Annotated in this window: 18 protein-coding genes and 1 tRNA gene; 11 read left to right on the forward strand and 8 right to left on the reverse strand. The window is 58.5% G+C overall.

All coding sequences use genetic code 11. The features are described 5' to 3' along the window. Positions 1 to 55: 55 nt before the first annotated feature. Positions 56 to 514 carry a hypothetical protein gene (locus tag ACM6IR_RS05830; RefSeq protein ID WP_414906815.1) on the reverse strand — a complete coding sequence of 153 codons (459 nt, stop codon included), beginning with the start codon at positions 512 to 514 and terminating at the stop codon, positions 56 to 58. 179 nt (positions 515 to 693) lie between these two features. On the opposite strand from ACM6IR_RS05830, the gene ACM6IR_RS05835 reads away from it, so the two are divergent. Then, positions 694 to 3,081 carry a DUF3772 domain-containing protein gene (locus tag ACM6IR_RS05835; protein WP_414906816.1) on the forward strand — a complete coding sequence of 796 codons (2,388 nt, stop codon included), beginning with the start codon at positions 694 to 696 and terminating at the stop codon, positions 3,079 to 3,081. Positions 3,082 to 3,128: 47 nt separating this feature from the next. Here ACM6IR_RS05835 and ACM6IR_RS05840 read toward each other — a convergent pair whose 3' ends face one another. Next, positions 3,129 to 4,739 carry a gamma-glutamyltransferase family protein gene (locus ACM6IR_RS05840; protein WP_414906817.1) on the reverse strand — a complete coding sequence of 537 codons (1,611 nt, stop codon included), beginning with the start codon at positions 4,737 to 4,739 and terminating at the stop codon, positions 3,129 to 3,131. A gap of 298 nt (positions 4,740 to 5,037) precedes the next feature. Further along, positions 5,038 to 5,934, reverse strand: a complete 897-nt coding sequence (locus ACM6IR_RS05845; protein WP_414906818.1) for a helix-turn-helix domain-containing protein — start codon at positions 5,932 to 5,934, stop codon at positions 5,038 to 5,040. Positions 5,935 to 6,097: 163 nt separating this feature from the next. On the opposite strand from ACM6IR_RS05845, the gene ACM6IR_RS05850 reads away from it, so the two are divergent. From ACM6IR_RS05850 to ACM6IR_RS05895, 10 genes are all read left to right on the forward strand, one after another. After that, positions 6,098 to 7,456, forward strand: a complete 1,359-nt coding sequence (locus ACM6IR_RS05850) for a glutamine synthetase family protein (protein ID WP_414906819.1) — start codon at positions 6,098 to 6,100, stop codon at positions 7,454 to 7,456. Between the two features lie 150 nt (positions 7,457 to 7,606). Continuing rightward, a complete protein-coding gene (locus tag ACM6IR_RS05855) occupies positions 7,607 to 8,695 on the forward strand; it encodes a polyamine ABC transporter substrate-binding protein (RefSeq protein WP_414906820.1) in 1,089 nt (362 codons plus the stop codon). Beyond that, complete coding sequence (locus tag ACM6IR_RS05860; RefSeq protein ID WP_414906821.1) at positions 8,692 to 9,984, forward strand: NAD(P)/FAD-dependent oxidoreductase; 1,293 nt, start codon at positions 8,692 to 8,694, stop codon at positions 9,982 to 9,984. Before ACM6IR_RS05855 ends, ACM6IR_RS05860 begins: the two co-directional genes overlap by 4 nt. A gap of 269 nt (positions 9,985 to 10,253) precedes the next feature. Next, positions 10,254 to 10,850 carry a paraquat-inducible protein A gene (locus ACM6IR_RS05865; protein ID WP_414906822.1) on the forward strand — a complete coding sequence of 199 codons (597 nt, stop codon included), beginning with the start codon at positions 10,254 to 10,256 and terminating at the stop codon, positions 10,848 to 10,850. Then, complete coding sequence (locus ACM6IR_RS05870; RefSeq protein ID WP_414906823.1) at positions 10,847 to 11,551, forward strand: paraquat-inducible protein A; 705 nt, start codon at positions 10,847 to 10,849, stop codon at positions 11,549 to 11,551. The genes ACM6IR_RS05865 and ACM6IR_RS05870 overlap by 4 nt, the downstream gene beginning before the upstream one ends. Continuing rightward, a complete protein-coding gene (locus ACM6IR_RS05875) occupies positions 11,532 to 13,187 on the forward strand; it encodes an intermembrane transport protein PqiB (RefSeq protein WP_414906824.1) in 1,656 nt (551 codons plus the stop codon). The genes ACM6IR_RS05870 and ACM6IR_RS05875 overlap by 20 nt, the downstream gene beginning before the upstream one ends. A gap of 17 nt (positions 13,188 to 13,204) precedes the next feature. Then, a complete protein-coding gene (locus ACM6IR_RS05880) occupies positions 13,205 to 13,759 on the forward strand; it encodes a membrane integrity-associated transporter subunit PqiC (protein WP_414906825.1) in 555 nt (184 codons plus the stop codon). Positions 13,760 to 14,089: 330 nt separating this feature from the next. After that, positions 14,090 to 14,593, forward strand: a complete 504-nt coding sequence (locus tag ACM6IR_RS05885) for a histidine phosphatase family protein (RefSeq protein ID WP_414906826.1) — start codon at positions 14,090 to 14,092, stop codon at positions 14,591 to 14,593. A 34-nt stretch (positions 14,594 to 14,627) separates the two neighbouring features. Next, entirely contained in the window at positions 14,628 to 16,349 is a 1,722-nt protein-coding gene (gene arnT / locus ACM6IR_RS05890) for a lipid IV(A) 4-amino-4-deoxy-L-arabinosyltransferase (protein WP_414906827.1), read from the forward strand. Positions 16,350 to 16,890: 541 nt separating this feature from the next. Further along, positions 16,891 to 17,220 (forward strand): DUF6124 family protein, encoded by a 330-nt coding sequence (locus tag ACM6IR_RS05895; protein ID WP_414906828.1) that lies wholly within the window; start codon positions 16,891 to 16,893, stop codon positions 17,218 to 17,220. 436 nt (positions 17,221 to 17,656) lie between these two features. On the opposite strand, the gene ACM6IR_RS05900 is transcribed toward ACM6IR_RS05895, so the two are convergent. The 5 genes from ACM6IR_RS05900 to selA all read right to left on the reverse strand — a co-directional run bounded on the left by ACM6IR_RS05900 (position 17,657) and on the right by selA (position 24,309). After that, positions 17,657 to 18,310 carry a DUF2931 family protein gene (locus tag ACM6IR_RS05900; protein WP_414906829.1) on the reverse strand — a complete coding sequence of 218 codons (654 nt, stop codon included), beginning with the start codon at positions 18,308 to 18,310 and terminating at the stop codon, positions 17,657 to 17,659. Beyond that, the gene (locus ACM6IR_RS05905; protein WP_414906830.1) at positions 18,303 to 20,171 is read right to left on the reverse strand and encodes a PAAR domain-containing protein; all 1,869 of its coding nucleotides are present in this window, start codon (positions 20,169 to 20,171) and stop codon (positions 18,303 to 18,305) included. The genes ACM6IR_RS05900 and ACM6IR_RS05905 overlap by 8 nt, the downstream gene beginning before the upstream one ends. 701 nt (positions 20,172 to 20,872) lie before the next feature. After that, positions 20,873 to 20,968: transfer RNA gene (locus ACM6IR_RS05910), tRNA-Sec, on the reverse strand. Between the two features lie 6 nt (positions 20,969 to 20,974). Continuing rightward, positions 20,975 to 22,882: a selenocysteine-specific translation elongation factor gene (gene selB / locus ACM6IR_RS05915; protein ID WP_414906831.1), complete on the reverse strand. Its 1,908-nt coding sequence runs from the start codon at positions 22,880 to 22,882 to the stop codon at positions 20,975 to 20,977. Next, positions 22,879 to 24,309: an L-seryl-tRNA(Sec) selenium transferase gene (gene selA, locus ACM6IR_RS05920; RefSeq protein ID WP_414906832.1), complete on the reverse strand. Its 1,431-nt coding sequence runs from the start codon at positions 24,307 to 24,309 to the stop codon at positions 22,879 to 22,881. Before selA ends, selB begins: the two co-directional genes overlap by 4 nt. Between the last annotated feature and the right edge of the window lie 34 nt (positions 24,310 to 24,343).

A 24,343-nucleotide genomic window follows, 5' to 3' on the forward strand; every position in this document is an offset into this window, starting at 1 on the left:
GCACGTCTCCGCGGCCACGCCTCGCTCCTACAAGTCCGAGTTGTCCGGGAAAGGTTCAGGGATTTACCTGATACCCCTTCCCTTGCAGGCAACTGCTATAGGCTGTCGAGCTGGTCGCGGCACTGGTTTTCTGCTGCGCCCGGCGGTCTTGACGCTGGCGGGAGCCACCGACCACCGCACCCGCCGCTGCGGTGCCTTTGGCCTGATTCTGACGGTACTCCTGCTGGGTGTCAGCATCGACGCGATCATAAGCCTCGTCATGTTGACGTCCGCGCACCTCAGCCCCCGCCGCACCGGCGGCGGCGCCCACAGCGGCCCCCTTCAGCCTTCCACCGGAAGGAGACGATGCCGTCGTCGAGGCACTCTGACTGGCCGCGATGTTGTGGCAATCGGTGATGTCAGCCTGGGTTTGTTGTGAACTCTGGCCTTTCATCGGCACCACTGTTTCGGCCCATCCCTGGACACTCAATACCGACATTGCGACGAACAGGCTGATAGACGTTAACTTTTTCATGATGATCTCCGGATGAGCGTGGTTCTCACCCTGAAAGATTGTAGATCACTGCACCTCACCCATTTGTTGATGATCGGCCGAATACAACTGCTGGTGTTGGCAGGCCTGAAACTCATTATTTTTCGCGCCAGCACCCGCCATGGCCTAACCTCAGTGGCTAAAGTCGCTGGAGCATGCCGATGTGTCCTGCATTGAAATTAATCCTGATTTTCATGATTACACTGGGGGGTGCGAGCATCAGTGAGGTGTCGGCTGCCGACATCGCAGCGCCTTTAACCTCCACCTCAGGGACTTCGTCTGTTGAAGTGTCACCCAGTGATCTGCAAGAACTTCAAATTCGGCTTGACCGAATCAAACAGCAGGTTTCGTTGGCAAATACCCTCTCCCAGATGGTGGGTCTGCAAGATTCCGTTCAATCGTTTATCAATGATGTGGACCGCCTGCAGTCATCGCTGCTGCCTGAACAGAAGCAATTACAGGCTCAACTTGATGTATTAGGCCCTGTCGCCGCTGGCGATCTCACGCCAGAAAAGTCGGATATCGCAGCGCAAAGAGTTTTTTTTTCCGAACAAAAGAGGGCCGTCGATGCCAACTTGAAAGCCTTGGCAGCGCTTAGACAAAGTGGCGCCGACCTCATGGTTCAGATTGCTACGATTCGACGCAGCCTTCTGGAGTCCGAAATAACGCTTCGTAGCGGCAGCATTCTGGGGCCGGAGTTTTGGGCACCGATGTTTAACCCGCTAACGGAGGACCGTCAGCGACTGCGTGACTTCATCGAGCAGGCCAATAACTCGATAAAAATAGCCTGGCAGCCCGGCCAGCGCCTGTTTTCCGTCACACTGATGGTTCTGGCGCTGCTCATTTGGACCTGGGGCCGCCGCCTCGCGGAGCGCGGGCTGACCTGGCTGTGCATACATCGAATGCCCGAAGGGCGTTTGCGTCGAAGTACGCTTGCACTGGCGTCAGTGGTGGCGACGATATTGACCACCGCCTGCGCGATGCAGGTGCTGTTTTATGCACTGACTCGACAACTTCCGTTGTCGACGATGATGCAGAACTTTGCCGATGAATTCGAAAAACTTATTTATACCTGTGTCCTGATCACCGGTTTAAGCCGGGCGATGCTCTCGACCAAACATCCCTCCTGGCGGCTACCGGCTATCTCCGACTCCGTCGCCCTGGCGATAGAACCCTTTCCCAGACTATTGGCCGGCACACTTCTGATTCTGGTGGGGCTGGTGCAAATTACCAATGTCACCGGCATGAGTACCCCAGTTGTGCTTTTTGGTCGCGGTGTGATCGCGCTCATTGTCTCGCTGATTCTCGGTACGTTATTCCGGCGTGCCAGCAACGTGCGAAGGGCCATGGCAGCCAGTGGTGAAGCCCCCGAATCGAGTACCACCCTCGCCGGCGTGATTTATTCCTTCTCCAACATTGCGGTTTTTATTTCGCTGTTCGCCCTGCTGATCGGCTACGTTTCCCTGGCCAGATTCATCACCTACGAACTGGTATGGGGCTTTACCATCCTGTCCGGATTTTACCTGCTGATGCAGTTGTTGAAAGACAGCTGTGAGTACCTGTTCTCCCCCAAGAGTCCCAGCGGAAAAGCGTTTAAACAATCGCTCGGGATTGGTGATGTGCGTCTTGAGCAAGTGTCGATCATTTTGTCCGGAGCGGGTCGCGCCTCGTTGTTACTGCTCGCCTTCATTTCACTGTTTGTGGGTGGCGTAGGAACGACGCTCGGGCAGCTGGTCTCCCAGGTGTTCGCCATCCTCGGTGGTGATGGCTTGCGCAAATTCAATATCATCCCGGGCCACGTATTTAATGCATTGCTGGCCCTGCTAATCGGTATCTATCTGATTCGCTCATTACGCCGGTGGCTGGATAACGAGTTACTGCCCAAGACCGATATGGACCCCGGCATGTGCGCGTCCCTCAGCACGCTGTTCGCCAATATTGGCTATGTCCTGGCCGTTCTGCTGGCGCTGTCGTCACTGGGCGTGGAATGGACCAACCTGGCCTGGATCGTCAGCGCCCTGTCCGTCGGTATTGGTTTTGGCTTGCAGGAAATCGTCAAAAACTTCGTTTCCGGCCTGATTCTCCTGACGGAACGCCCGGTCAAGGTTGGCGACATGATCAGTATCAGCGGGGTTGAAGGTGACATCCGGCGAATCAATGTCAGGGCCACTGAAATTCAACTCAGCGACCGTTCGATAGTCATTGTTCCAAACTCACAATTGATCTCGCAAAACTTGCGTAACGTGACCCTGGGCGGCAGTGCGCAAGGTGTAGCGACACTCGAACTGATGTTCCCGCTGGATATTGACCCCGAGCAAGTACAAAGCCTGTTGTGCGACACGTATAACGAGAACGAAACCATCCTTGATAAACCGGCCCCTTATGTTCGATTCAGCAAACTCTCGCCCGAAGGCATCACGTTGACGATCACGGGATACGTCAGCAGCCCGAGAATCGTCGGTATTACGAAAAGTGACCTGTTGTTTGAAATTCTCAAGCGCTTGAGTGCGGCCGGCATCGAATTGGCCAAACCGGCCACGCCCGCGTAGTGCCGAGTGGCGAGTGGCGAGGGCGCGATACCCTCGCCACTGCCCCGTTAACACACAGCGATATGCGAGTCCGTGCGTGGCTCGGTTCCGCCGCATAACACACCAGTATCGGGGTCGCGCAAGATGATCTGCCCGCGCCCGTAACTGGTCAGGTCGCACGCCACTTCCACTTGATGCCCGCGCCGCGCCAAGGCCGCTGCCATATCTCGCGAAGCGCCCTGCTCGATTCCGACCCTCAATCCTCCCAACCATTGCCAGCGAGGTGCATCCAGCGCCGCTTGCGGGTTGAGGCCGAAATCCACCAGGTTCATGACCATCTGCACATGCCCCTGGGGTTGCATGTAGCCACCCATGACACCGAACGGCCCCATCGCCACGCCGTCCTTGCTGAGAAAGCCCGGGATGATGGTATGGAAGGTCTTCTTGCCGGGCGCCAGGCAGTTCGAATGTTTGGGATCGAGGCTGAACTCTTCGCCACGGTTTTGCAGGGCGATGCCGCTGTCGGGCAGCACCACGCCGGAGCCGAAGCCGTGGTAGTTGCTCTGGATGAACGAGACCATGTTGCCTTCGGCATCGGCGGTGGCCAGGTACACGGTGCCGCTGGCGTGAGGGTCGCCCGGCCGAGGCGCCACAGCCTGTTCGCCGATTTGCCCGCGACGGAGAGCGGCGTACTGATCGCTGAGTAAATCTTCCACCGCCACCCGCATGTGCTCGGGGTCTGTGATGTAGTGCAGGCCGTCGCTGTAAGCCAGTTTCATGGCCTCAAGCTGACGGTGCCAGGTTTGCTGGCTATCGCGATGATCGAAGTCGAAGCCTTCGAGAATCTTCAGCGTCATCAACACCACGAGGCCTTGCCCGCTGGGCGGGATCTCCCAAACGTCTACGCCGCGATAGTTGACCTTGATCGGGTCGACCCACTGCGCGCGAAAGGTGTGCAAATCACTGACGCGCAGATAACCGCCCGTGGCCCGCGAATGCGCATCCAGCCGCTGCGCCAGTGCGCCACGATAAAGGCTTTCGCAGCCTGTGGCCGCCAGTTCCTCCAGGGTTCGCGCCTGGGCAGGGTTGCGAAACATCTCGCCGGCTCGGGGTGCCCGGCCATCGATCAGAAAGGTGTCGAACCAGCTATCGAGCACTTCGTCGCGATCCGGGGTAAAGCCCTCCAGCGCTGTTTGCCATTGCAGGGCAACCACTGGCGACACCGGAAACCCGTCGCGCGCCAGACTGATCGCCGGCTGTAACAGCTCCGCAAACGGCAGACGGCCGAAGCGTTTGGATAATTCAGCCCAGGCTGACGGGCAACCCGGAACGGTCACGGGCGTCCACCCGTGCAAGGGCATTTTTTCATGCCCGGCCGCTTTCACCGCGTCGATACTCAGGGCTTGTGGGGCCGAGCCGTTGGCGTTCAAGCCATGCAATTTATTGTTCGTCCAGACCAGCGCAAAGGCATCTCCACCGATACCGCAACCGGTCGGTTCAACCACCGTCAGCGCCGCGGCCGTGGCAATCGCGGCGTCTATCGCATTGCCGCCGCGCCGCATGATTTCGATGCCGGCTTCGGCGGCCAGAGGCTGGGAGGCGGCGACCATGCCGCGTTTTGCGAAAACACTTTGGCGCTGTGAAGCGTAGGGATACTCGTGGGCAGAAAATTTGAACATGGCAGGACTCACTCAACAGTAATGATCAGAAAAAACTGCAGGAGCGAGCTCGCGATGAACTTGAGAGCGCCGCATTTAGTTAGCTACCACGCGTTATGGTTAGCGACCATCGCGAGCAAGCTTGCTCCTACAGTGGATATTGGATCGGCGTACCGCTTTTGATCCTCACCACTCATCAGGCCGAGCGTTAGCTCGCCTTCAGCTTTTGATCTTGACGCACCGCCCCCTCACGCCCTGAGCCTGTCCGTCAACTTGTGAGTGCCTCCATCGGCGCCTCTACCAACGTTGATCCCCCCCGCTACCGCTTCAGCGTTTCACTGGGAAGTTCGTTGAACAATGCCCGATAACTGCTGGAAAACCGCCCCAAATGCCAAAACGACCAGCGCATCGCGACCTCAGCCACCGTAGTGTCCATCGGCGTACGGCTAAGTAGCTCGCGACGCGCACTGTTGAGGCGGCGCAAACGCAGCCAGTGCGTCGGAGTCATCCCGGTGTAAGCCTTGAATGCATGCTGCAACTGACGCAACGAAACCCCGGCGATCTGCGAAAGCTCCAGCAGATTCAAGGTGTCTTCCGGAGCATCCGCCGCCCACTCACCAATACGTTTCATCACCGCGCGTTCTTCGGTCCGGCGCTGCAAGCCGCTGCGATCAAGACAGATGCAGGCATTGTCGAGGAGGTACAGGCAGTCCTCCAGCAGCTGCTGAGTCAGCGCTTCCTTGCTCGGCGGATCGAGCGTCTGCGCCAGTCGGGTCAAGGTCCCGCTCAGCCAACGACTGAACAGCGCGTTTTGCCCTGAATTAAGCGGTGCCATGAACAACCCTTCGAGCCTGGCGACATTCAATCCGTGACGCTGAACGAACGCCGGACCGAACACCACGGCGATTTCCTGGTAGTTCTCCGGGGTGATCCAGATGTTGCGGCTTTCGCCATTGAGCAGGTACAGCGCGTTGTCGCTGCGATCAAAACAGAACGCCAGCGAGCCTTCGGGCGCACTGAAGTTTTGCTCGACCCGGGTGTTCATGTGCTCTTCGTAGATCTCCACGCCTTGCAGGTCCAGATAGCGTACCAACCCGGCGAAATGCCCCGGTGACATCTGTTGGTACTGCTGCACCCAACCGGGTGTAGCGCGGATTTGCTCGGCGACATCGGCGGTGTTGAAGGCTTGGACGTGTAAGGCATTGCACGTTGACATTGGGAGACCTTACGCACTCGTTTGGTGCGTTTTGGTGCTGCTGAAAGTGGATAGATGGATCTGCAAGGCTCGCCCAAGATAGTCGTCAACGCGCCATAGGGGAAGTATCCGGCGGATGAAACCGTCTTCCCTGGCGTTAAATAAAACCAATAACGAGGTCTTTATGAATGTCCCTTTCGATCAGCTGCTCACGTGGCTGAAAGATCACAAGATTACCGAAGTCGAGTGCGTCGTCAGCGACCTGACCGGCATTGCACGCGGCAAAATCGCACCTACCAACAAGTTCCTGCATGAGCGAGGCATGCGCCTGCCGGAAAGTGTGCTGTTGCAAACGGTAACCGGGGACTTTGTCGACGACGACATCTACTACGATCTGCTCGACCCGGCCGATATCGACATGGTCTGCAAGCCCGTCTCTGATGCGGTTTACGTGATCCCATGGGCCATCGAGCCGACAGCAATTGTGATCCACGACACGTTCGACAAGTTCGGCAATCCCATCGAGCTGTCGCCACGTAACGTGCTCAAGAAAGTCTTGCAGCTGTACACCGACAAAGGCTGGCGGCCGATTGTCGCGCCGGAAATGGAGTTTTACCTGACCCAGCGTTGTGAAGACCCGGACTTGCCGCTCAAGGCACCGCTGGGACGTTCAGGCCGCGCGGAAAGTGGTCGTCAGTCGTTTTCAATCGATGCGGCCAACGAATTCGACCCGCTGTTCGAAGACGTCTACGACTGGTGCGAGCTCCAGGGCCTGGACCTCGACACGCTGATCCACGAAGACGGCCCGGCGCAGATGGAAATCAACTTCCGTCACGGCGACGCGCTGGACCTGGCGGACCAGATCACCGTGTTCAAGCGCACCTTGCGCGAAGCGGCGCTCAAACATAACGTGACCGCCACCTTCATGGCCAAGCCGATTGGTGATGAGCCTGGCAGCGCGATGCATATCCACCAGAGCGTGATCGACATCGCTACCGGTCAGCCGATCTTTGCCGATGGCGACGGACAGATGAGCGAGTTGTTCCTGCACCACATTGGCGGCCTGCAAAAATACATCCCCAAAGTGCTGCCGATGTTTGCACCCAACGTCAACTCGTTCCGCCGTTTCTTGCCGGACACCTCGGCACCGGTGAACGTCGAATGGGGCGAAGAAAACCGCACCGTCGGCCTGCGCGTACCGACCTCCAGTCCGGACGCGATGCGCGTCGAAAACCGCTTGCCGGGTGCCGATGCCAACCCGTACCTGGCCATCGCCGCAAGCCTGTTGTGCGGCTACCTCGGCATGGTCGAGCGCATCGAGCCGAGCGCTGCGGTACAGGGCCGCGCTTATGAGCGCCGCAACCTGCGATTGCCAATCACCATCGAGGACGCGCTGACGCAGATGGAAGAATGCGAAACCATCGGGCGTTATCTGGGCAGCAAATTCGTCCGCGGTTACGTCGCGGTCAAACGCGCCGAACACGAAAATTTCAAGCGCGTCATCAGTTCCTGGGAGCGCGAGTTCCTGCTGCTGAGTGTCTAGCCCCTTAGCTGCCCGTAGAGGCCTCTTCGCGAGCAGGCTCGCTCCCACAGGGGACCACATTCCAAATGTGGGAGCGAGCCTGCTCGCGAAGGCAGGCTCCAGAACACCAAAGAAACGCCTGAAAATCCAATAATTCAAAGAGGTGTCGAAATGCGTCTATTGAAATCCGTGGTCCCGGTCGCGCTGGCGATGTTGTTCAGCGCCGTTGCACACGCTCAGCCGACGGTCAGCGTCTACAACTGGACCGATTACATTGGCGAGACCACCCTCGTCGATTTCCAGGCAAAAACCGGAATCAAGGTGATCTACGACGTCTTCGACTCCAACGAAACCCTGGAAGGCAAACTGCTCGCTGGCCGCACCGGGTATGACGTGGTGGTGCCGTCGAACCACTTCCTCGCTCGCCAGGTGAAGGCCGGTGCGTTCCTCAAACTGGATCGTTCGCAGCTGCCCAACTTCAAAAACCTCGACCCCAAGCTGCTGGCGTTGTTGGAAAAAAACGACGCGGGTAACGAACACTCCGTTCCTTATCTGTGGGGCACCAACGGCATCGGCTACAACGTCGATAAGGTCAAGCAGGTGCTGGGCATCGACCACATCGATTCCTGGGCCGTCCTGTTCGAACCGGAAAACATCAAGAAACTCAGCCAGTGCGGCGTATCGATGATGGATTCGGCCGATGAGGTGTACCCGGCGATTCTCAACTACATGGGCATGGACCCGCGTAGCGAAAACCCCGAGGACTACAAAAAAGCCGAGGCCAAGCTGCTGAGCATCCGTCCTTACATCACCTACTTCCACTCCTCGAAATACGTGTCCGACCTGGCGAACGGCGACATTTGCGTGGCCTTCGGTTACTCCGGAGACGTGTTCCAGGCCGCCAATCGGGCCAAGGAAGCGAAGAACGGCGTGAACATTGCCTACGCGATTCCCAAGGAAGGCAGTAACTTGTGGTTTGACCTGCTGGCCATTCCCTCTGACGCCGCCAACCCGAAACAAGCGCATGCTTTCGTCAACTACCTGCTGGACCCGCAAGTGATTGCCAAGGTCAGCGCCTCGGTCGGTTACGCCAACCCGAACCCGGCGGCCAAGCAATACATGGACCCTGAGTTGGTGAGCAATCCCGAGGTTTATCCGTCGCAGGCAGTCCTCGACAAGCTCTACATTTCGACCACCCCGCCTCAGGCGATCATGCGTTTGATGACCCGTTCATGGAGCAAAGTGAAGTCCAACAAATGAATAACGAACATGCACATTCCTATTACGCGGCGACGGCCAAAAGCCTGGCCCCTTACCCCACGCTGGCCGAGGATCTGTTCGCCGATGTGTGCGTGATCGGCGCAGGGTTTACCGGCATCAACACGGCGATCGAACTGGCGCAACGCGGGCTTTCGGTGATTGTCCTGGAAGCGCGACGCGTTGGCTGGGGCGCCAGCGGGCGCAACGGCGGGCAGTTGATCCGAGGCATTGGCCATGACGTCGCAGGTTTCGCCCGCCATGTCGGTCAGGACGGCGTGCGATATCTGGAGCGCGCCGGCATCGAGTCGGTGCAAGTTGTGGCCAATCGCGTCCACGAACACCAGATCGATTGCGACCTGCGATGGGGCTTTTGCGAACTGGCCAATACATCTGCGCAGTTCACGGCGCTCAAGGCTGAGCACGAAAACCTCGGTGAGTCGGGTTATGCCCATGAAACCCGACTCGTCGGCCCCGGGCAGATCCGCCAGCAGGTGGTGGATTGCGGCGTCTATGCCGGCGGCCTGATCGACATGGGCTCCGGTCATTTGCACCCACTGAACCTGGTCCTGGGTGAAGCGCGGTTGGCGCAATCCCTTGGCGTGCAGATCTTCGAGCAAAGCCCGGTACTGGAACTGATCCATGGCAGTACCGTGCAGATTCGCTGTGCCGGCGGCACGGTGCGCGCCGGTAGTCTGGTGCTGGCCTGCAACGCACATCTGGACAAGCTCGAACCGAAATTGAGCGGCAAAGTGCTCCCGGCGGGCAGCTACATCATTGCCACCGAGCCTTTGACGGAGGACGTGGCCAGCCGACTGATCCCGCAAAACCTGGCACTCTGCGACCAGAAGGTCGGCCTGGATTACTACCGTCTCTCGGCAGACCGACGCTTGCTGTTCGGCGGTGCCTGCCACTATTCCGGGCGCGATCCGGCGGACATCACGGCCTACATGCGCCCGCAAATGCTCAAAGTCTTTCCACAATTGGCGCAGGTGCGCATCGACTATCAATGGGGCGGCAAGATTGGCATCTCCGCCAATCGCTTCCCACAAGTTGGGCGCTTGAGCCAACATCCAAATGTCTTCTACGCCCAGGGTTACTCCGGACATGGGCTGAACGTGACCCATTGGTGCGCAAAACTGTTGGCCGAGGTCATCCATAACGGCCACAGCCAAGGTTTCGATGTCTTCGGCGCGGTGCCGCACATGACCTTTCCCGGCGGACCGATGTTGCGTTCTCCCCTGCTGGCCCTGGGCATGTTCTGGTATCGCCTGCGCGAACTGCTCGGCTAACGGCCAAACACCATTGCCCCTGCGGCAACTCCTTATATGTTGACCCGCAGAATGTAGGAGCGAGCTTGCTCGCGAAGGACTTCAACGCAACGCGTTCATTCAGGACGAACGCGTTATCGTTAACGTCCTTCGCGAGCAAGCTCGCTCCTACAAGGGGGATCATTCGCCCTTCCTGTCCTGTTGATCTGCCTTTTTAATTTGCTCAATCGCAAGTCACTTCTATATTGAGGGGGTGCTCTGACTTTTATGCCTCCTATTGAGCGCGGCCAATGGCGAAGACTGACTCACTGATCATCTGCGAACACTGTGACTGCGTATACGAAAAAGTCACGCTCGCCAAACATCAGAAAACCCTGTGTACGCGCTGCGGCGGCGTGCTTCAGCGCTATAACGGCCTGACCGTGGAACAGCGCCTGGCATTGACCTTCACGGCGTTAATGGTGTGGATTTTCGCCAATTTCTATCCGGTCATGAGCATCAGCCTCAAAGGCCTGAAGAACAGCGCCACGCTGTGGGACTCGGTGCTGGCCCTGAGTCTGGGGCCGATCACTTTTATCGCGATGGTGGCGGCGATCGCGATGATCATCGCGCCGATTTTCCAGCTCTTGCTGCTGATCTGGGTCCTGAGTTTCGCCCTCGCCTCCCGGCGCTGTCCCGGTTTCAAATTCTGCATGCGCTGGCTCGAAACCCTCAGGCCCTGGAGCATGCTGGAAGTCTGTTTGCTGGGGGCGATGGTCGCGGTGATCAAACTCGCAGGATTGCTGGATGTGCTACCCGGCATCGGCCTGTTTGCCCTGGCCATTCTCAGCCTGATGATGATCCGCATCGCCGGGCACGATATCCGTGACCTGTGGGACATCCTATGACAACGCCTCCGGTCGCCAGCGAACTCAACCTGTGCTTGTGCCACAGCTGCGGCCTGGCCTGTGACATGACCCTTGAACCTCACGAATGCGAGCGCTGCGGCGCACCGCTGCATCGGCGCAAAACCAATTCGCTGACCCGGACCTGGGCCTTCCTGTTCACCGCCCTGGTGTTTTACATCCCGGCCAATCTGTTGCCGGTGATGAACACCAAGATGGTCGGCCATGGCGCCGACAGCACGATCATGAGCGGCGTGCTGGAGTTCTGGGAAGCAGGTGCCTGGGACATTGCCCTGATCATTTTCATCGCCAGCATCGCGGTGCCAGGCATCAAGTTCGTCGCCCTGACGCTGTTGCTGGTCACGGTGCAACGCGACAGTCTGTGGGCATGCAAGGAACGGTCGAAGTTGTACCGTTTCGTCGAGGTCATTGGTTATTGGTCAATGCTCGACGTCATTGTGGTGGCCCTGGTGGCCTCGCTGGTGAAGTTTCAGGCCCTGGCGGATATCGAGCCACGCCAGGGCATTCTGTTTTTTGGCCTGGTGGTCGTGTTCACCATGCTGTCGGCGATGAGTTTCGATCCGCGCCTGATTTGGGATAGAGAGCGGGATAGAGAGCGGGATAAAGGGCCTGATAAAGCACCGCACCAAGAGCCGCAAAGACCACTAAACGAGGAGTCCATGGATGAAGTCGCAAGCCACTGATGGGCCACAGCCACCCGGCCAGGCCCCAATCAAGACCCGTCGTTTCAGCATTTCGTTGGTATGGATCGTGCCCATCGTTGCCGTTTTGGTCGGCATTTCCCTGGTGGTTCACAGCATCTTGCAGGAGGGCCCGACGATCACAGTCAACTTCAAAACCGGTGCCGGCCTGACCGCCAATAAAACTGAAGTGAAGTATCGCAACGTAGTGATCGGTCAAGTCTCGGACGTGGAGTTGAGCGGTGACCAGAAGAGCGTCAATGCCACGATCAAATTGGCCAAGCAGGCGGAAGGTTTTACCCGACAAGACTCGCAGTTCTGGGTCGTGCGTCCACGCATCGGTGCAGGCGGCGTGTCGGGCATCGATACCCTGCTCTCCGGTGACTACATTGGCGCCGATATCGGCCAGGGCAATGCTCGTGCGAAAACATTCACAGGCCTGGAAAACCCGCCCCCGATCACCTACGGTGAGCCGGGCAAGCGCTTCACGCTGTTCACCCAGGACCTTGGCTCGCTGGACATCGGCTCCCCGGTTTACTACCGCAAGATTCCGGTCGGTCAAGTGGTCGCCTATGCCCTGAACCCGGATGGCAAGGGGGTGAACGTCGAAGTGTTTGTCCACGCGCCCAATGACGCCTACGTCACTGAAAATACCCGCTTCTGGAACGCCAGTGGCATCGATGTGAGCGTCGGTGCCAACGGCTTTGCGCTGAAGACTGAATCGTTGTCCTCGCTGCTGGTCGGCGGCATCGCGTTTCGCGCACCGGAATACAGCCCCGACGATAAGCCGGCCGCGGCGGAATATGCCTATGAACTGTTCGACGACCAGCAATCCGCCCTCGCCCCGCCCAATGGTAAGGGACAGTACCTGACACTGCGCTTCGACCAGGCCCTGCGCGGGCTCAAGGTCGGTGCTCCGGTGGAATTCCTCGGCATGGAGATTGGCAAAGTCGTCTCGGTCAATCTGGAATTCGACGCGAAAAAACGCATTTTCCCGGTCATTGTCGGCATTGTCCTTTACCCACAACGACTCGGCACAGCCCACACCCAAATGCTCAAGGCATTGAATCATGATCCCAATGACGAAGCCGCTGGCGTAGTGTTAATTGGCTCGTTCATTGAAAACGGTCTGCGGGCCCAGGCTCGTAGCGGCAATCTGTTGACCGGCCAACTCTATATCTCTCTCGATTTTTACCCTAAAGCCGAAAAAGTCGCGTTCGATCCAACCGCACGCCCGGTCAGCATTCCGACCGTACCCGGCAGCCTGGAACAATTGCAGGAAAAACTCGAAGCCATGCTCAGCAAAATCAACCAACTGCCCATCGAGCGGATTGCCAGCAATCTTGATAGCAATCTCGTTGAACTGCGCAAAGGCCTGGCGCAATTCAACGCCAAGACCCTGCCGGGCGTGCATACCACCCTGGCGGACGTGAGCAAGACCCTGCAATCGGCCAACTCGACGCTGACCGAAGGCTCGCCGCAACGCGAACAGTTGTCCCAGACCCTGGAAGAGCTCGGACGCACCTCGCGCTCTTTGCGTAACCTCGCGGATTACATGGGACGGCATCCGGAATCGCTGATTCGCGGCCGTCCGGACAATGCCGCGCCAATGGATATGCAAGGACCACCGAGCAAATGACCACAGGAGCATCACCCATGGCTTTTCCGCTGAAGATTATATTGGTCGCAGCGTTGTCGTTGCTCGCCGCTTGCCGCAGCGATCCGATTCAGTTCCATACGTTGACCCCGTCTCTATCGAGCGACGGCTCAAGGACCACTTCGGATATCCAGATCGAAAGCCTTACGGTTCCGCCTCAGGTCGATCGTACGCAGATTGTGGTTCGACAGAGCAATACAGGCATCGCAATCCTTGACACTCAGTGGTGGAGCGCCAGTCTGGTCGATGAATTGCGCAGCGCCCTGACCGACCAGATGGTCAACCGTCATCCGCAACAGAAAGTGTCGGTGCGGGTGGAGGTGCAGCGCTTTGATTCGATTCCCGGCCAATACGGGTTGATCGACGTCAAATGGCGTCTGCGCAACGCCGGTGAAGGCGACGGCATGCTGGTGACGTGCCGTAACACGTTGCAGACGCCTTCAGGACCTTCGATCAATGACCTGGTGGCGGCTCAGCAGAACAATGTCAAACGTCTGGCCGCATTGATCAGCCAGGCAACCGCCGGAACACAAAGAGGTTGTCCGTCGTCCTGATCAATCCATCCTCTGTTCAACGGTGGATCGTGTCACCGTTGAACACACTACTGCCGTCTGTAAGGGTTAAGGATTATCAAAAGCCAACTAAATAGGCGCTTTGTACTTTCTTAGCAATTTTTTCACATTCGTTTCACCCCTTCGCTACCTTTCTGATCTTAATTTGCCCGCACGCTCACTACTTCAGATCAAGACATGAACTCCCGATTAAAAAAATTGGTGTTTGTTATCGCTACTCTGGCGATCATTATTTTAGTAACAGATTATGTCTGGCTGCAGAGATCACCAACTAATCTGGGACATTCAAGCCCCAAGGATATCGCTCAATTGATGCAGCGCTGGCACGCCGGTGAAGTCGTGGTGCTTGTTCGGCATGCCGAGCGTTGCGACCGTTCCAGCAACCCGTGTCTGGGGCCCGCCGATGGCATTACCCGTGCCGGCAGCGAAGCGGCGACAGCGCTGGGTCGCGGCTTTGAGCAAATGGGCATGGAACAGACTGACGTGTTGAGCAGCCCGATCACGCGCACGGCACAAACCTCGCGCTATATGTTCGGCCACGACGCGGTTGCCCAGGAGTGGCTCGCCAAGTGTGGCCACGGCCTGCGCAACGAAGTGCTGGCGCACAAACAAGCCCATCGCAATCTGCTGCTCGTCACCCACAGCGGCTGCATCAAGGACTTCGAAGTCGAGACCGGTTTTCGGTATGCGCAGAAGAGTCAGTATGCAAGTTCGTTATTCGTCAGTATTGATGCCACGGGAGAACTTCAAGTTCTGGGTATTGTGAATACCGACGGATGGCCTACCCTGTTAAACAGCGAAAGCAAAATCAAGTAATCTAGAGCAATTTCTCTTGCACCAAGGCCCTACAATGACGTCACATAAGCCGTTGCGTAACCCTGCGGATGATTTATCCCGTCCTGCGTCTCAAACACCGTCACTCATCGACCGCTGGCTCGTGCCGGGCCTGCTGTTGGCCTTTGTCGCTTTCTATCTGCTGCCGCTGATGTTCCATGGTCTGTGGATTCCTGACGAAACCCGCTATGGCCAGATCAGCCAGGAAATGCGCCTGACCGGCGACTGGATCGCACCGCACTTCATGGGTATTCGCTACTTCGAGAAGCCCATCGCCGGGTACTGGATGATCGCTATCGGTCAGGCCGTGTTTGGCGACAATCTGTTCGGTGTACGAATTGCATCGGCGGTGAGCACCGGGCTGAGTGTCTGGCTGGCGTACCTGTTGGCCGCTCGTATCTGGAACGATCCGCGCAAAAGTGCGGTTTGTGCGTTGTTCTACATGAGTTTCGGATTGATTGCCGGTCAGGCGGGCTATGCCAACCTGGACCCGCAATTCACGTTATGGGCCAACCTGAGCCTGGTTGCGTTGTGGTTTGCCATCGAGGGTCAATCATCTCGCAGCAAAACAGCCGCATGGGCGCTGTTGGGCTTTTCCTGTGGCATGGGGTTCATGACCAAAGGCTTTCTCGCCGGGTTATTGCCGGTATTGGTCGCCCTGCCCTACATGCTCTGGCAACGCCGCTTTTTCGAACTGGTGCGTTACGGGATGTTGACGGTGCTGGTTGCGACGCTGGTCTGCTTGCCGTGGGCACTTGCCATTCACCATCAAGAACCGGACTTCTGGAACTTTTTCTTCTGGAATGAACACATTCGCCGTTTCGCCGCCGAAAATGCGCAACACGCGCGGCCGTGGTGGTTTTACCTGCCGTTGCTGATCGCGTCGAGCTTGCCGTGGGCGGCGTTGCTGCCGGTAACCTTCATCAAGGCCTGGAAGCAAAAACGCCAGCCTGAAATTGCATTTCTGCTGATGGGAGTGCTGCTGCCGTTGGCGTTCTTCAGCATGAGCAGCGGCAAACTGCCGACTTACATCATGCCGTGCCTGTTTCCGCTGGCCTTGCTGATGGGGCACGCCGTAATGGATCTGCTGAATCAACAGCACGAGCGAGCGATTCGCATCAATGGCGTGGTCAACACAACCCTGGCCACCGTTGCCCTGATCGCCCTGATCTTTTTACAAGCCACCAAAGAGATCTACGAAAACACCGACACGTTCGCCTTGTCGCTGCTGTATATCGTTTTGGTCAGCTGGATTATCACCAACGCCCTGCAAGTCTTGCGTCCACTACGGTTCTGGGCTGCTCCGGCCATCGGCATCGGGATGCTGGTCGCGTTGTTGCCGGCGGCCATGCCTGCACAGATCGTCGAGAGCAAGATGCCGGATCAGTTTATTGCCGAGCATCTGGAGGCGTTGAACAATACCAGCTCATTGCTCAGCAACGATCTCGGTGCCGCGTCTGCGCTGTCCTGGCGGGTGAAACGGCCGGAGATCTTCCTTTTCAATACTGTCGGGGAGCTGAAATATGGCCTGGAAGATCCGGCCATGGCTCCGCGGATCATTACCAAGGAAAACGTCCAGCAATGGATGACCGAGGCCCGTAAAAAAGGCGCGGTGGGTGTGGTCATGCGGGTCAACAGTGTCCAGGAAATTGAAGAGGTTGAATTATTGCCGGTGGACGGGCAGCGGTTCGTACGCGGGAAGTTGGAGATTCTGATTTTTCCCAAGAGTCAGCCTTGACATCAGATCAAAACAAAGATCAAAAGCGCGAGGCGGGGCTAACGCTCGGCCTTGTGGTTTGGCGGGTATACGTGGCTCTAATGGGGGAGCGAGCCTGCTCGCGAAGACGGCTTACAGCCGACTAAACATCTTTCAACCCGATCGATCCCTCGCTCCGCAATCGGAATGCGGAGCGAGGGATCGATCGGAAGCGAGCCTTCGTCTGTAGGACCAATCCACAACTACACCGCCTTGCGCCTTTGCCTACAACTACGCCAGAATCCGCCGGCTTGCATGCCTTGGCCTTGGTCTCTACTGTCTGCACATCACTGTCCATTCAGTGATCGGGTTTAGCAGCTCGGACAATATCAAGGCACGCCAGTGTCACCTCCTGATCCTTCCTCGCGAATGTTGCGCGGGTAGGTCTGCGTTTATGGTGGCTGTGCGTGGGGCACTTCGGTGCGCCGGGTTCCTTGATCCCTGGTCTGCTAACCCGCGTACAGCCGCCACCTCTTTGTTTAGCAGCAATGCGTGGCGGCTCCATTGATCAAGGAGTTTCACCATGCCCAAACCAACACCCAATCCCCCCGAATCAACCCTCCAACGCGATCCAGCCGATCCCGCTTCCGATCTGCCTTTCGAACCCTCCCTTTTCAAAAACTCATGCCCGCATAATCCCTCCACCATATTCATCATCGCTCCTGACATCGACACCGAAAGCCTGCTGGCAAGCGCCTGTGAATCACTGGCCTCTGCCAACGTAATCGCCAGCGATCTGTCAGTGTTTGTGGACGGGCCGCAGCGCCATATGTTGTTGGGAATCCAGCAAATCATCATGCTCGCCGAACTGGCAGTGAATCGGGCGCTGGATAACATTGAACCGCCGGAGTAACCGCTGGAGCCTGCGGCGAGAGCGCTTGCTCCCGCCGGGCTGCTCGGCAGCCCACACCCGGCACACGCGTTTCTTTTGTCGAACGCAAGCGCCCTTGCTACAGGTTTATGCCGCTAGATCGCGTTATCGTTCTTCACGAGCGGGCTCGCACTTGGGCCTGCTTGCCCGTCAAATGCCAAGCAAAAAAAACCGCTACCCCACAAAGACATAGCGATTTTTTACACCCCCAAATTACTGCTGCTACCTATAGTTTCGAGCGAAATGCTTCAGGTGCCAGACATCGGAGTGCAACCGGTTGGAACCATTGGCGCAGCCTGCCAGAGATAAAACCAAGCTGCATAGTGACAACGCTCTAAGCTTATTCATCGGGATGTTCAGCTCGCTGGCCGCCTTCAGCCGAGCGATTGATGAACACCACATCCGCGCCGTCGCCCGGTTACCAGGAACCATAAGGCACCCCGTACTTCTCGACATAAGCTTTGGACGTTTCGGACAGTGGTCTATGCCGGCCGCCGGACGTGCCGTCATAGGGGCCTTCCTTCACAACGGTGCCTACAGTTCGTGCCACCTCAATAGGCAGCAAGCAAGGACCACCTATCCAGGTCTTGGTCACGCCGCCCGGCGCCAGGCCAATCGTGAGCATATAGCGGTAGTCCGTGATCCATTTGCCGTCGAAATCGCAGTAAACCCTCTCTCCTTTGATCATCGCCTGACGGGTGGCCTCGGAGATCGGGATATAGGCTTCGTAGGTCTGCGGCTCCACCAACGACTGCCAGCGTACATAGATCAGCCGGGGCAGGCCGGCTCCCAGAACATGCTTGCCTGCACCTGCCGCCGGGACATCAGGCCACCCTCGTGGATTACCTTTGAGGTTCTTCGGCGTATTGATCGCGGCAACACCACTCATGGCACGGCGGAACACGCGGTCGTGGATGTCCACCGCATCAGCGGTTTCGATCCACACTTCCATATAGTTCCGAGCGAAAAACCCCAGGTACCAGGCATCGTAGGGCAACCGGTTGGAGCTATAGGTGCAACCTGCCAGGAATAAAGTCAGCACAAGTAGTGACAGTTTTCCGAGCCTATTCATTGGGGTGTTCCGCACGCTGGTTATTCGCAGCCGGACGGTTGATAAACACCACATCCAGATCACTGTTATTCCAACCTTTGGCGGCATTCCAGTTGGCCGAGAGATGGATATAGCTACGGCGTAAAAGCGAGTATTCCTCGGCCGTCAAAGAGGTATAAGCCTCACCTAAGGCAAATGCCCGTAACTTGGCGGCGATAGGTTGGAGTTCAACAGGAAGCGCCGTGCGGCGGTCATCGGGGTCGATATGGGCAAACGCTACCCCGGCGCGTACAGCCAATTCCCGCATGATGCGCAGGTACACCAGCGACAGTTCCCCACGTACTTGGCGCTGGCTGGCTATTGCGGTGTACACCCGCTTTTCCGCCGCGGTGTCGCGAACGCGGCGCTGGGTGTCCACCGACCAGGTGACAATGCTCAATCCCTCGGGCGGCACATAGGCCGACCACTGGCTCGACTCACGCTGGAAGCGCTGACGAGTGCGCCAATAGGCGTCACTGCGTTCGTTGGCTAGATGGCTGTATTCAAGGCTGCTATCGGGCTTGCTCAACAGAAGCTTTTCCATGGCCAGCGGTAGGTAACCGCCGCCTAGATCCGAGTGACTGCCAGGCAGTTCGATCTCTTGTTCAGCTTGGTTCAGGGAGAAGTTGTGTCGATATTCATTGCCCGCCGCCAAATGAATTACCTTGCGAGCGATGCCTGGCGCCAGACGTAGGTTGAGCCCAGGGTTGCTAGCGTCGTGGGGGGTGAAGTCACCGTCCAGTGGTGAAACAATACCGGCCACGGTGTCGAACAAGCCGATGAAATTGAGGATGAAGTCTGTGCCACGGCGCCAAGCAAAATCTGGAGCCAGGCCTGGGGTGCCAACCGGAATGGCATGCGCTAGCAGACTGTCCTTACCCTTGAGCAAATCATTAGCGCAATGCCGCGCGGCTGCGGCTCCCCGACTGAAGCCGAACAGGTCGATGTCGATACGACGGATCACAACTTGGGGATTGGCCCGTCTCAAACGACGCAACTTATCCAGAATCAGCACCGGTGCTTGCTTTACTCGTTCCAGCACACCGGTGTCACCCGTTCCGGTACCTTGGCTATAGATCGAATCTTCCCGACTGCTACGGGTGCCAATGCCCTCAAGGTAGGCCTTGAGGTAGACCTCCTCAACTTCCGCAGGCAGCTGTTCCTCAGCCTGATCCGGATACAGCTCATGCAACCGCGCCACATTGGTGACCTCATTGCCATAACTGTTATCCGGCGTCCCGCCCTTTCCGTCATACCCAAACGCAGCGCAGTGCTGGCGGATGTCCTCGGCCACCTGCGGCTGCATGCCCAGGCTCACCGCATAGCACCCGGCAGCCGCCTCGCTGTTGGACTGGTTATTGCCGGTACCGTCGAAAAACAGCCCCAGACGCAGGGTAATGCCTGGGGCCAGTTCCTCTTCTTCCTCCTCCTCTTCGAGGTTGTCCGAAAACGGGCGGGCAGGCCGAGTCCCCGCTGGGGCATGGCCATCAGTAAAGCCTGCGGACGGTGCCGGTTGAGCGACAACCTCGCTGTGATCGGTTTGGCCAGTGCGCGACAATCGCTGGAGAGGCGCGATCAATCGGTTAGTGCCGGGTGGACAGCCACAGTGGACTCGCGCCCCGTCCAGCACGGTTGGAATCCCATCCCATTTCATGGCGGGCAGGCTTTCAACGATGACGCCTTCTTTTCCGCACTTTTTACATAGGGTGGTCTTGTCACCGAGTCTTAATACTCCCCGTCCTCCGTGTCGCGCTTGGGGCAAACTGGAAATGCACACCGCGTCGGTGGTGGTCCGATCACCGTCCAGACCCTGGCCAAGGCCATTGGCTCCTCCTCGTGACATGGCTCAGCCCACCGCCAACGTATTGATTTGGAACCTGTCAAGGATCCGGATCAGGTTGGCGGGACGTTTGAATTTGGTTGAGTCGAGATATTCAGGACAGGCGCTTGACGAAAAAGAGAATGACGCATTCATTTCCATGATCCTTGGAAGTTGCTGATTGGCGTCCCTGTCACCGCGACATTCGCATTGCACGAAAAGCCGCAGGAGTGGCAGTGGTCGAGGGGCGTTACCTTGGGATCGTTGTCATTTTTGGTAAATAGGAAGCGTCTTTGAATTGTGTAGGACGCTTCGCGAATATTTCTGCATCAGAGATAGATGGATCTGGCCGAGGTACCTCGACCCGCTAGGCGTTCACCGGCCAGCGATGTCATCCTCAAGCGTCGCGCAATGTTTGATGGCCCCCGTAGAAACGGTTAACAAACCCAACCCCAAAAAAAACGCGCCCCCCCAAAGGGATCGCGTTTTTTTACGCTCCGCAATTAACTGCTGTAACACCGTGCAGCCCCTCCATTCGGCCTCTGGGAAAGGGGCAGCAGATCAAAATCACAAGCCAGAGCAATGGCAATGGCAATGGCAATGGCAATGGCAATGGCAAGATCAACAGCTTCGCGAGCAGGCTCGCACAGTGGAGCGCCAGTAGCGGCCACGACCAAAAAACCGGATATACACCCAAAACAAAGCGCCCGCGCGAAAGCGGTAAATGGCGGAAGACAGCCGGAGTCGAACCTGCCCAGGAACGGATGCCGTCCCCAACCGGGTTTGAAGCCCGGCCGCGCCACCGGGCGCGATTGCCTTCCTTGAAATCAGAACCCGCTTGACTGGGCCAAGGCATTGTCAAAACGGATATGACGCTGATCACCCAAGCGTCGAGTCAGGCCGATCCGGTCGAAGTACTCGAGAATCTGAATACTACGCTTGCGCCCCAACCCCACCGAATCACGAAACGCCGACACCTGAATCACCGGGTTTTTGGCGGCCAGTTGCAACAGCATAGCCGCCAATCGGCGAATCACTGTTTCGGTGTAGAACAGGTCACGCACGACTTGATGCACCTGTCCTAACCTCGCCATTTTGCGCAACAACAAGCGCACAGCCGCCTCATCATGACCCAGTTCGCGCACCCACGGCGGGTTGAAACCGGCCGCTTCGAACAGCGGCTCCAATTGTTGCCACAGGGCTTCATCCTCAGCGCTCAAGCGCACCTGATGACCGGGCAAGTGCAGCCATGGACCGCTGGCCGCGATGGCGCCGCAGGCCAGCAATTCGTCGAGCAGGCTGATAAAGGTCGGGCGAGCCAGTGCAGTGCCGGTGAATCGACGCAGGCGATCGCGGTCCGGGCCCATTTGATCCGGTTCCAGTTGATGAAAGCGTGCGAGATGTTCCAGCAACGGTGCTTTCATGGCTTCCCAACGGGACGCGCTGAACAGCAACTGACCTTGGCGGGTGTCGATCAGGCGGACGTCAGGCGGTAGCGCCCACGTTGTGCGCAGACGGTTGAACTGGCGCTCCAGCTGCTGCGCATCGAGTCCCGTGTCGCTGCTGGCCAGCAGCGCGGGCAATGCGGCTTCCAGCGTATCCGTTGAGATCAAAGCCTGCAGCTGCGCCAATCGCTCGGCACTTCGGCGTTGTCGGGTCGGCGCGAACGGGTCAAGTACCCGTCCACCACCAAGGGTACGTTGGGCGCTCTGATCGCGCAGGATCAATGGATCGCCCTTCACGGCCTGCACAGGTGCATTGAGCAGCAGTTGCGCGAACATCCGCTCACCCGGCGCGAGGCTGGAACCCTCCAGCAACGCCACCCGCCCCGTGACGTCCTGAGTTGCCAAATGAACATGCACGGATTGAAAGTGTTCGAAGGCTCGGGGTTCGCTGGCCAGCAACTGCATCTCGATATCCAGACGCTGGGTGGGTGCGTACAGCCAGTCAGCCAGTAACCAGTGCCCCCGGTGAATCTGTTCAAGCGCCAGGCGCTCGGCACTCAGGTTCAACGCAACGCGCTGGCCGGCTACCGCACCTTCTGCGGGTTGGTTTTGCGCATGCAGACCGCGCACGCGCACGGGTTTTCCTTGCGGACCGAGCAGCAGCGTATCGCCCACGGCCACCTGTCCTGACAACGCGGTGCCGGTCACCACGATACCGGCACCGGCCACGCTGAAAGCGCGGTCAATCGCCAGACGAAAGCCCCCGTTCGAGCTGCGCTGAAGGACCGCTCTTTGTGCATCAAGCAACGCCTGCCGCAGTGTTTCGATACCCTCGCCAGTCACACTCGACAGCGCCACTTGCGGCGCGCCGGCAAACGGTCCCGGCGCCAGCAAGGCTTCTATTTGCTGGTGCACGGCGTGCACCCGGGCGGGATCAACCCGGTCGCATTTGGTGATCGCGACCAGCGCCCGTGGAATTCCCAGCAATTGGACAATGGCCAGGTGCTCGCGGGTTTGCGGCATGACGCCGTCATCAGCCGCCACCACCAGCAACACCAGGTCAATGCCCTGCGCCCCCGCCAGCATGTTGTGGGTGAAACGTTCATGACCGGGCACGTCGATAAAACCGGTCAGGGCCGCACCCGGCTCCAGCGCCGCATAGAGATAACCGAGGTCGATGGTCATGCCGCGTTCACGTTCTTCCCGGCGCCGATCCCCCGCCTGCCCGGTCAATGCCTGGAGCAAGGCGGTTTTGCCGTGGTCGATGTGCCCCGCCGTGCCGACGATCATGCTTCGCCGCCCTGCGTCTGCAATTGATCGAGTTGCGCCAGCCATGCGGCTTCGTCATCCAGTTGCCGGAGGTCCAGCCACAAGGCGTCGTCATCGATGCGCCCGAGCACCGGAATCGGCAAGGCCCGAAATCCTGCTTCCAGCCTCAGTAATCCTCGCCCGCGCAGACGTTTGGAGGTGTGCGGTCGCAGGCACAGCGCCGCACTGGGCAATCGTGCCACCGGTTGGCTGCCGCTGCCGATCATGCCCAGCGCAGGGACGGCGGCGACGCTCCAGCCTTCGCCCAACACCTTCGCCAGTGACGGTTGCAGGCGTTCGGCTTGAGCGAGAATGTCGGCTTGCGCGCGTGTGAGCAGTCGCAGGCTCGGCAGCCGCTCGGCCAGTCGATCCGGATTGCGATACAAGCCCAGCACCGCTTCAAGCGCGGCCAGGGTCAGCTTGTCGACCCGCAGCGCGCGCTTGAGCGGGTTCTTCTTGATCCGTGCGATCAAGTCCTTGCGGCCGACAATCAACCCGGCCTGCGGACCACCGAGCAACTTGTCGCCGCTGAAGGTGACGATGTCCGCGCCGTCGAGCAGCGCCTGACGTACCGTCGGTTCGGCAGGCAAGCCCCAGCGCGTGAGGTCCAGCAGGCTGCCGCTGCCGAGGTCTTCGAGCAACGGCAAACCGTGCTGATGCGCCAGCGCCGCCAGCTCAGCGGTTGGCACACGGGTGGTGAACCCCTGAATCTCATAGTTGCTCGCGTGTACGCGCATGACCAGGCCACTGCGCGGGCCGATGGCGTCTTCGTAGTCCTTGGCATGCGTGCGGTTGGTGGTGCCGACTTCGTGAAGCTTCACCCCGGCGCGAGCCATGATGTCGGGAATGCGGAAGGCGCCGCCGATCTCGATCAGTTCCCCTCGGGAAATAATGCCTTCCTTGCGCGCGCCCAGGCTGTTGAGCGTCAGCAACACGGCGGCGGCGTTGTTGTTGACCACGGTCACGGCTTCGGCGCCGGTGAGTTCGCGGATCAGGCCTTCAATCAAGTCATCACGGTCGCCACGCTTGCCGCTGTGCAGGTCGAATTCCAGATTGAGTGGATAACGGGCCGCCATTTGCACCGCATCGATGGCTTCCTCGGGCAATAACGCGCGCCCCAGATTAGTGTGCAGCACGGTGCCGGTCAGGTTGAACACACGGCGCACATGACTGCGATGCTGGACGGCCAGACGCTCGCCCGCCCTGCCGGCCAACACTTGCGGGATGATTTCTACAGCGCCGAGTTGGCCACACAGCACCGGCTCGCGCAGGTCGTCGAGTAATTGCCGCAAGCTGGCCAACAGCGCGTCACGCCCATAGCGCTCGGCCAGCGGCTGGCACGCCGGATGACGCAACAAACTGTCAATGGAAGGCAGGCGCAAGGCATGGCTGGCGGGTCTGGAGGACATCAGGGGCTCCCGAAAACGGCTGACCGCCTGAGTG

This window comes from Pseudomonas sp. IT-P253, assembly GCF_949768125.1.
Taxonomy (GTDB): domain Bacteria; phylum Pseudomonadota; class Gammaproteobacteria; order Pseudomonadales; family Pseudomonadaceae; genus Aquipseudomonas.

Bases quoted from the DNA above. Each gene is read 5' to 3' on its own strand.
- ACM6IR_RS05830 (WP_414906815.1), bottom strand. From the start codon at position 514: ATGAAAAAGTTAACGTCTATCAGCCTGTTCGTCGCAATGTCGGTATTG.
- ACM6IR_RS05835 (WP_414906816.1), top strand. From the start codon at position 694: ATGTGTCCTGCATTGAAATTAATCCTGATTTTCATGATTACACTGGGG.
- ACM6IR_RS05840 (WP_414906817.1), bottom strand. From the start codon at position 4,739: ATGTTCAAATTTTCTGCCCACGAGTATCCCTACGCTTCACAGCGCCAA.
- ACM6IR_RS05845 (WP_414906818.1), bottom strand. From the start codon at position 5,934: ATGTCAACGTGCAATGCCTTACACGTCCAAGCCTTCAACACCGCCGAT.
- ACM6IR_RS05850 (WP_414906819.1), top strand. From the start codon at position 6,098: ATGAATGTCCCTTTCGATCAGCTGCTCACGTGGCTGAAAGATCACAAG.
- ACM6IR_RS05855 (WP_414906820.1), top strand. From the start codon at position 7,607: ATGCGTCTATTGAAATCCGTGGTCCCGGTCGCGCTGGCGATGTTGTTC.
- ACM6IR_RS05860 (WP_414906821.1), top strand. From the start codon at position 8,692: ATGAATAACGAACATGCACATTCCTATTACGCGGCGACGGCCAAAAGC.
- ACM6IR_RS05865 (WP_414906822.1), top strand. From the start codon at position 10,254: ATGGCGAAGACTGACTCACTGATCATCTGCGAACACTGTGACTGCGTA.
- ACM6IR_RS05870 (WP_414906823.1), top strand. From the start codon at position 10,847: ATGACAACGCCTCCGGTCGCCAGCGAACTCAACCTGTGCTTGTGCCAC.
- ACM6IR_RS05875 (WP_414906824.1), top strand. From the start codon at position 11,532: ATGAAGTCGCAAGCCACTGATGGGCCACAGCCACCCGGCCAGGCCCCA.
- ACM6IR_RS05880 (WP_414906825.1), top strand. From the start codon at position 13,205: ATGGCTTTTCCGCTGAAGATTATATTGGTCGCAGCGTTGTCGTTGCTC.
- ACM6IR_RS05885 (WP_414906826.1), top strand. From the start codon at position 14,090: ATGCAGCGCTGGCACGCCGGTGAAGTCGTGGTGCTTGTTCGGCATGCC.
- arnT (WP_414906827.1), top strand. From the start codon at position 14,628: ATGACGTCACATAAGCCGTTGCGTAACCCTGCGGATGATTTATCCCGT.
- ACM6IR_RS05895 (WP_414906828.1), top strand. From the start codon at position 16,891: ATGCCCAAACCAACACCCAATCCCCCCGAATCAACCCTCCAACGCGAT.
- ACM6IR_RS05900 (WP_414906829.1), bottom strand. From the start codon at position 18,310: ATGAATAGGCTCGGAAAACTGTCACTACTTGTGCTGACTTTATTCCTG.
- ACM6IR_RS05905 (WP_414906830.1), bottom strand. From the start codon at position 20,171: ATGTCACGAGGAGGAGCCAATGGCCTTGGCCAGGGTCTGGACGGTGAT.
- selB (WP_414906831.1), bottom strand. From the start codon at position 22,882: ATGATCGTCGGCACGGCGGGGCACATCGACCACGGCAAAACCGCCTTG.
- selA (WP_414906832.1), bottom strand. From the start codon at position 24,309: ATGTCCTCCAGACCCGCCAGCCATGCCTTGCGCCTGCCTTCCATTGAC.